This is a genomic window from Paenibacillus sp. RU5M (genome assembly GCF_900221055.1).
Classification (GTDB): Bacteria; Bacillota; Bacilli; order Paenibacillales; family Paenibacillaceae; genus Paenibacillus; species Paenibacillus marchantiae.
Genome location: NZ_OBQM01000007.1, coordinates 357,118 through 365,563, shown reverse-complemented (window position 1 = coordinate 365,563; position 8,446 = coordinate 357,118). Strand labels below are relative to the sequence as shown.

The window sequence follows — 8,446 nt, the reverse complement described above, 5'->3', positions numbered from 1 at the left end:
CGCGTCAATGAATACATCACCTACTACAACACCGAACGGTACCAATGGACATTAAAAAAGATGACTCCTGATGAATACAGAAGCCATCTGATTGCTGCTTGAGAACGAAGGTTCCTTTTTAAAAGTGGCTACAAACAGGGTCACAGTTCACCTTAAGGAGAAGGAGGCTGGTTTAATTTTTCTAGCTTGCATAGAGAACAAAGAAATCATTTCTGGAAAAGGGGCACAATAAATATGAATCATCAACCTATTGCTATGCGATCCATCCTTAATCCTAATTATCTTAAAGATGTATTGGAAAGCCAATACAACTTGGGACCATGGCTTTCCTGTGTGTATTGGTTAAGGGGACTAAACGATACTTATCGTATACAAACGGATACAGATACATATATTTTGAGAATTTATCGTACAGAAATTACAGAAGACGATGTTATATATGAATTGTCGGTACTGGCTCAGTTAAAAGATATTCTACATCATTCAACACACGCTGACATCGCTGAAGCCATTTGCAAAATAAATAATATGGCATACAGTGTTCTGAGAGCACCTGAGGGCGCGAGAATGGCTGTTATTTTTCGATATATAGAAGGGGCAGAGAATATATTAAATGATGAAGAATCCTGTTATATATTTGGTAGATCTGCTGCAGTCATTCATAACGCATTAGATCAAATCGTTGTCCCAAAAGAACGTTCAAGCCTTGATATGGGGGCTTTAATATGGAAGCCACTTGAAAATATCATTCAGTATATTGGAGAGGACCATCCAGAGGTCGCGTTTCTCAAAGCTTATGCTGATGCATTAAGTCAGCGTGTGAAGTCAATCACTTCACAAGGGTTAGATTGGGGATTGTGCCATGGGGACATGCACGGCAATAACAATGCTTTTCAACGTGGCGAATCATTCGTACATTATGACTTCGAATGGGTAGCGACTGGATGGCGTGCATATGATCTTGCACAAGTACGTATTCGAAAGAGACAGGCAGAGGATAGGAAAGACGTGCTTTGGCAAAAATTATTGGAAGGCTATCGTTCAAAACGTCCGTTATCTGTTCGAGATGAAGAAGCGGTTGAGGTGTTCGTTTTGGTAAGACGTTTTTGGGTTATGTCTCTCGATGTCATGTTTATTCCAAGCGATACGGGAGCATTGGATTATGGGGAAGATTGGTTGAATGAGTTTATAGAAGAATTTAGAAATAATTTTATAGGTTCATCAATTTGTACTGACAATTTTTGATTTATAATAAATTGTAATTCATTAGTTATTATTAAAATAAATTGTTTTTGGTGCATGTTTGTTCAAACACCTGCAGTTTTGTACCGCTGGCGTTTCGTGAAGCTTACTGTTTTCGTTTCCGAGCACCCTTAGGTAAACCTGACGCTTCGCCTGACCGGTATGAGCAAAGCTGAACGGACATCATCTGGGGCGTCACTGGCAGATTGTTCCGCAAGAGGATTACAAGATTCCAGTAGCCTAGCTACAGGAAGAGAATGAACTACTTTTGTTCGACGAAGAAGGCAGAATACCAGAACGGGTACAATTCCTGCTTGATGCGTTATCCTGGGTTGTCGTGAAGTAGATCATGCATTGGACGTAGCCGTCGCACCGATTCAGCCATGCTTGGGAAAGATAATTGAATCGAGATTGATTTGGAGCAGCCTTTTGTAGAAATGAGTCCTAATACAACCAATTCACATTAGCATGCCAGAGATAAATCAACAAGAGATGGATTAGGACTCGAAAATAGCATCATACAACGCAAAGATGTACCTTTTACCGCAGGCATATTACCTCATTTTCTTAGTCAAAATAATTCGGGTCATGAACCTTCGAATTCAGTTTTGTGCGTGATTTGGACTAAGAAAATGGGAAAACTGTGGTGAATAGATCAGTACAATGAGCAGAAATAACGTTTTTCACTTCATTTATTGTGTTCACTTACATATAGAACAATTGTTCATCCATGATCTATGAAGGGAGTAATGCCTCATGTAATTGGAATTCGAACAGGTAGTCGTGAGGTTTGCTTATAGAGGGGCAACTCCAAGATAAAGTTTATTCGCCATGTGGTAGATTCTAATTAATCATTCTAATCACTCTTGGATAAGGAGATGACCCATGTTCACAAGGAAAAGATGGAGTACAAGATTATTCAAAACTTGTAAGTCTGGCATGATCATGCTGCTTGGAGCATTGCTTTTACTCATCACGTTATTCCCGAATACAGCCAGAGCAGCAACAAGTGTTTACACGATTTCGGCTTTTACCAATACGAGCGAATCCAATCTGTATATCTATGAATCCTACAATGCGACTAATTACGGTTTGCTTAAAGGGCCTGCCTATACACCCCCGGCCAATCTGATCCGTGATCCCAGCATCAAGAAGCATACGGATGGGCTGTATTATGTCGTTTATACCACGAACTGGTCAGGCAATACGATCGGCATCGCATCCAGCACAGATAAGGTGAATTGGACGTTTGTCCGCAATATTACGCTATCTCCACCCACCACGATTGCACATACCTGGGCACCGGAATGGTTCAAAGACAGCAACGGCAGTCTGAACATCATCGTGTCCATCTCCCCAGGCAACTATGAGAACTTCAAACCTTATGTCATCACAGCGACCAATGCAACGCTGTCTTCCACAACATGGTCTGCTGCCACAGAGCTTGCAGGCATTGCACCCAACTACATCGATACCTTCATCGTCAAGACAGGATCAACCTACCATGCATTCACCAAGAATGAGACCACCAAGTATATCGAATATGCTACAGCTACTTCCCTCACCGGACCTTACACATTCAAAGGGACAGGGGATTGGGCAGGCTGGGGCTCCTGGGTAGAGGGACCTGCGCTTGTCCAGCTGGATAACGGTTCTTGGCGAATCTATTTTGACGGATACTCTACACAAAAATATTATTACAGCGACTCTGCTGACGGGTTTCAGACCTGGAGTGCAAAGCAGGAGCTTGCCGGTCTGACCGGATTGGTTCGGCACATGACTGTGTTGAAAGAAACCGGGCAGCCTGGCGATATCCGCAAGCTGGAGTCCTATAATGTGCCAGGCAGCTTCATTCGCCATTATAACTATCAGGCCCGAATCGATGCCAGTGTCAGTCCCGCAGAGGACGCACAGTTTCGTATCGTTCCCGGGCTGGCGAATGCAACAGGCATTTCATTTGAGTCTATGAATTATCCAGGCTATTTCCTGCGCAATAATAATGGCAACATCACACTGGTGAAAAATGACGGCAGTGCTACGTTTCGAAATGATGCCACGTTCAAACGTGTAAATGGACTTGCTAACGCCGCTTGGACATCGTACGCCTTGTTTAGTAACCCGAACCAGTATCTGAGGCATTACAATAATGTGCTGAAATTGGAAGCTGTCGTTACCGCACTCGATAAGTCAGACGCGACCTTCCGAGAGGTTGCACAGTAATCTTCTGGATTCTTCCATTGAAACTGAACTCATTTTACTTTAGAAGGAGTGAATCGAATGAAATGGTTGAAACGGTTGGGAACCCTGCTAATGGCAGGAAGTCTTATAACAGGGAGCTTGGGTACGGAAGCATCCGCCGCGGGTTCTTATACAGCCACGGCTGATCCCTCGAAGCAATATCAGACCATCGAAGGTTGGGGAACATCCCTTGCCTGGTGGGGCAAAGTGGTCGGAGATTACTCTAACCGGGATGAGTATGTGGAAAAGATGTTTAGCCCAACAACAGGACTAGGTCTGAACGTCCTGCGTTACAACATTGGAGGCGGCGATAATCCTTCATCAAATGTGTTGGAATATCGCAAAGCCGTGCCGGGATATCAGCCTTCCCCGGGCGTGTATGACTGGAATGCAGATGCCAATCAGAGGTATATGCTCCAAGCCGCCAAATCATATGGAGTCAACGTCTTTGAAGCCTTTGCGAACTCGGCACCCTATTGGATGACCATTAGCGGAAGTGTGTCCGGGGCCGCGAATGGTGGCAATAATCTCAAGCCGGATTATTATGATGATTTTGCTGATTATCTCACAGAGGTCGTGAAGCATTTCAGAGATAACTGGGGCATCACGTTTGACACAGTTACCCCGCTTAATGAACCGATCTCCACTTGGTGGAAGCTGGGCAATAATCAGGAGGGTATGCACTTTGATCGGGCAGATCAGAACACGATTCTGAGCCAGGTGCAATCTTCACTTACAGCAAAGGGATTGTCCACGAAGCTGAGCGCACCAGAAGAATACAGTCTGGATGACACAACCACTTCCTTCAACAGTTACAGCAGTGCAGTGAAGTCTGCGATCAGTCAAATTAACACACATACCTATGGCGGAAGCAATCGTGCATCATTGCGGAATACAGCGACTTCAGCGGGAAAACATCTCTGGACCTCAGAATATGGAGACGGGGATGCCAGCGGACTAACGATGTCACGCACGATCCTTAAGGATATACGCAACATGGGGGCGAGTGCGTGGGTCTACTGGCAGGTCGTAGATAGTGCGGATGGCTGGGGATTTTTCAAAAACGTACTGAATAACACGCAAACGACCAGTTACACTGTGAATCAGAAATATTATGTCATGGGCAACTACAGCAAGTTTATTCGTCCTGGTTACAAGATCATCGGCATGAGTGATGCCAATACGCTTGCTGCCTATGATGCTACTTCAGGTAAAGTGGTGCTGGTGACTACCAATTCGGATTCGAGTGATACAGCGGTGACGTATGATTTGAGTCAGTTTACAAGTGTTGGATCGTCTGCTCAAGTACACCGGACCTCCTCTACGGAGAAGTTGCAGCAGTTGACCAACATCAACATTCAGAATAAAAAGTTTACAGCGACCGCCAAAGCGGGCTCGGTTACGACCTATGTCATATCTGGCGCGACGTATAATGGCAGCACAGGATATGAATCCGGGGCGATCTATAAGCTGATCAATCGGAACAGTGGTCTCGCTTTGGATGTGAATGGGGCTTCTACTGCCGGGGGTGCAACGATCATCCAGTGGAACGACAATGGCGCAGCAAACCAACAATGGAAGTTGGAGTCTGCGGGCAACAGTTATTATAAGATCCGTAACGTAGGCAGTGGTCTGCTGCTGGATGTGAATCAGAGCTCTACTCAAGGAGGAGCAGCCTTGATTCAGTGGCAGGATAACGGGGGCAACAATCAACAATGGTTACCGGTGGATGTCGGAGGATATCTTGTGCTCGTGAACCGCAATAGCGGCTTAACCGTTGATATCAACCAGAGCTCCACAACCGCTGGTGCCTCGACCATTCAATGGGCAGACAATGGTGGAGCCAATCAGCAATGGAGTTTGGTTAAAGTGAATTAAAAAGGAGAGTATTCATTGCGCGGACTGCTCTCGCTTTAGAATGATTCAACGTTGCTAAGGTAAGGATACTCCTTTTTTGAAGTAGGGCGCGCTATGCCACACGGCACGGCTCAAGAAAGGAGTTCATCCTGATACACCAAATCGAGTTAGCTTACGTTCAGTACTAGTTCAGCCTTCTCCGGGGCTAGTGCTCTATTGAAAACGGGAAAGGGCAAATCGTCCAATATCCTGATCCGTATGCCCTGTTTGCACCAAGTCAGACAATATTTTGCCCACTGCACTTGCAAATTTGAAGCCATGACCGGAAAATCCGCCTGCCAGCCATACATGGTTATGGGCAGGGTGACGGTCGATAATAAAATCTTCATCCGGTGTGAACTCGTATTTGCATACCGCACCACGCTTCAGCTTTCCCGCTGCCAGAGGCATCCGAAGTTCAAGCAATCTCCGCAGATCACCCTCATCCGTCTTATCAGAGCCAAATGAAGCCAGTGTACCGCCTGGTGTCCACTCCTGCCCCGTATCGTGACGTCCAATCTTCAGACCCGACCCGCCAATGCTCGGAAATCCATAATATCCGCCTTCTTTTCCAGCCAGCGTAAAACCGGGAAAGTGATCCTCGGCGAACAATGCCTCCGGTGCATCGAACCATCCCACGGTTTTGCGTACAGCTCGAATGGGAAGGTTCACGAACGGTTTCAGCGTCTGAAACCATGCTCCGGCACTGAGAATGACCTGGTTCGCATAATACGTTTCGCCAACAGATGTGATGACTCCAACAGAATCTGCACTGCACTCGATATGTTCAACACGTGTATGCGTTAAGAGAGAGGCACCCGATGCTTCGGCTGCCTGACGGAAGGCGAGCACGCAGCGTTCACTGAATAAATAACCTGCATCAGGCTCATACATTCCCTCGTAATGTTCGGGGACTTCAATGCCTGGCCAGCGTTTCATGATTTCGGCTGCGCGCAAGGTCTCATACCGAATCCCCGCATCGTCAGCATGGGTTAAACGATTATGAAAAGAATGGATGTCCGGGTCAACTATATTCAAGACGCCCGAAGGTACAACTAATTTGGTACCGGTAATATCCTCCAGTTCTTCCCACAGTTCCTGCGCCAGAAGTGCCATCGCTATATAATCAGGTCCCCCGCTATATACGTGGCGGATAAGCCGTGGTTCTCCGTGATGGCTGCCCTCCGTATGCGGAGGATCAAAGGCATCAATCAGTAATGTTTTTAATCCACTGCGCGCAAGATAATAACCTGCACTCATGCCCATCGATCCGGCTCCAACGATAATGACATCATAGGAATGTGATATAACCATCCCTCCTTCCGCTTATTTTTCAGAGACCAATCTTATACAGGATAATCTAGTCTTCAAATCTACGGCAGTCAATAGAACAGGTTATAGAGAAAGCCGATACAACAATAGAAAATTTTGATTAAGGATAAAGTTGTATGTATACCAAAATAGTGGTAGAGTTTTGAACTAAACATTCCGACCTGATTAGTCGGTATTTCAGATCTCTGTATATTCAGATGAAGAACAAGGAAGGTGAAGTCAACGTCAACGAACCCAACACAAACGTCTGGTTTTCCCAGTCAAACCTATGCCGAAATTGTACTTGAGCCCGCCTATAACCAGGCCACACAGCATCTGCTGAACCCCATGATGGCCGTAAACAAAGCACATCTAATTATGCTCCGTGAACAACACATCATTCCGGAGCAAGAAGCGTGCCACATCGCTTCGGCTGTACAGAGTCTGGATGTGGATGGGCTCCGAACGAGCGAGTATTCCTCCCACGTTGAAGATTTGTTCTACCAAGTCGAAGTTGAACTAGAGAAGCTTGGCGGACCCTCTGTCGGGAATCTGCACTTAGCCAGAAGCAGAAACGATATGGGAATCGCCATTTATCGTATGGTGCTAAGGGATAAGCTGAACTCAGCGATTTCCTCAGGGCTGTCATTACACCGAAGCCTAAGAGAATTTGCATTACGTCATATCGATACCCTCATGATTGCTCACACGCACACCCAACAAGCCCAGCCGACCACACTTGCCCATTACATCTGTGCCGTTAGCGATTCCCTTGAACGGGATCTCGATCGGTTGAAATCCGCCTATACAGGCTGCAATCGCAGCAGTCTTGGTGCGGCTGCTCTCACCACTTCTGGATTTCCGGTCTGTCGAGACCGAACCGCAGAATTGCTCGGCTTTGATGGCATTATTGAGAATGCCTATGATGCCGTCAGCGGTGCAGATTATGCAGGTGAAGCCGCCTCTGTAGCCCAACTGGCAGCTATAAATCTGGGGCGTTTCGTTCAGGATCTGCTGTTATGGTGCACACAGGAATATGGTGCATTAATTGTAGCTGCCCCTTACGTTCAGATTAGTTCCATCATGCCGCAAAAACGGAATCCGGTATCCATTGAACACGCCCGTTCACTCCTTTCAAGTGCCAAAGGGGATGCAGCAACTGCTCTTAACATGATGCATAACACACCCTTTGGTGACATTGTAGATACCGAAGATGATATGCAGCCCTATGTATGGAGAAGTCTGAATACACTTGAATCCGTATATCGCTTGCTGTCCGAAGTGATGGATACCCTTAAGGTCAATGTGTCATTGCTGCGTGAACGGGCAGAGCGTAGTTTTGCCATGGTTACCGAACTTGCAGATACGCTGGTCCGCACAGAAGGATTATCGTTTCGACAAGCTCATTCCATCGTGAGCCGGATTGTAACACAGCTGACGGAATCTGGTATTTCTATTTCGGGATTGAACTGGGAGGTTGTGAACACAGCGGTACAGGAAATTGCCGCCAAGCCGCTTGCCCTAACCTATGAGCAATTAGAGGAAGCAATATCTCCCGAGCATTTTGTACACATTCGGCATGTGCGTGGTGGACCCAATCCGGAAGAAGTGGCAAGAGCATTGAAGGCCCAAGCGCTCCGTCTCGGCAAACAGGAACAATGGAGTCTTGATACCACTAATAAACTCCGTTCTGTAGATGCAAAACTGGATTTAATTCTAAACGGCTGGCTTAACAGAATTTAAATGGAAGGAGCAAAAT

The 8,446-nt window shown here is 46.2% G+C and carries 6 protein-coding genes; 5 read left to right on the top strand and 1 reads right to left on the bottom strand.

The annotated features are described in order from the left end of the window. Positions 1–15 precede the first annotated feature (15 nt). The 4 genes from CRO25_RS21295 to CRO25_RS21280 all read left to right on the top strand — a co-directional run bounded on the left by CRO25_RS21295 (position 16) and on the right by CRO25_RS21280 (position 5,358). Positions 16–102, top strand: a complete 87-nt coding sequence (locus CRO25_RS21295) for an IS3 family transposase (protein WP_372829096.1) — start codon at positions 16–18, stop codon at positions 100–102. Positions 103–234: 132 nt separating this feature from the next. Next, positions 235–1,245, top strand: a complete 1,011-nt coding sequence (locus tag CRO25_RS21290) for a phosphotransferase (protein ID WP_079696341.1) — start codon at positions 235–237, stop codon at positions 1,243–1,245. A gap of 882 nt (positions 1,246–2,127) precedes the next feature. Beyond that, positions 2,128–3,462, top strand: a complete 1,335-nt coding sequence (locus tag CRO25_RS21285; RefSeq protein ID WP_079696340.1) for a glycoside hydrolase family 43 protein — start codon at positions 2,128–2,130, stop codon at positions 3,460–3,462. Between the two features lie 57 nt (positions 3,463–3,519). Continuing rightward, entirely contained in the window at positions 3,520–5,358 is a 1,839-nt protein-coding gene (locus CRO25_RS21280) for an RICIN domain-containing protein (RefSeq protein WP_079696339.1), read from the top strand. 192 nt (positions 5,359–5,550) lie between these two features. Here the strand turns inward: CRO25_RS21280 and solA are convergent, their stop codons facing one another. Next, positions 5,551–6,690 (bottom strand): N-methyl-L-tryptophan oxidase, encoded by a 1,140-nt coding sequence (gene solA, locus CRO25_RS21275; RefSeq protein WP_079696338.1) that lies wholly within the window; start codon positions 6,688–6,690, stop codon positions 5,551–5,553. A 231-nt stretch (positions 6,691–6,921) separates the two neighbouring features. Here solA and argH point away from each other — a divergent pair, with 231 nt between their 5' ends. Then, positions 6,922–8,430 (top strand): argininosuccinate lyase, encoded by a 1,509-nt coding sequence (argH, locus tag CRO25_RS21270; RefSeq protein WP_256863718.1) that lies wholly within the window; start codon positions 6,922–6,924, stop codon positions 8,428–8,430. Positions 8,431–8,446 lie beyond the last annotated feature (16 nt).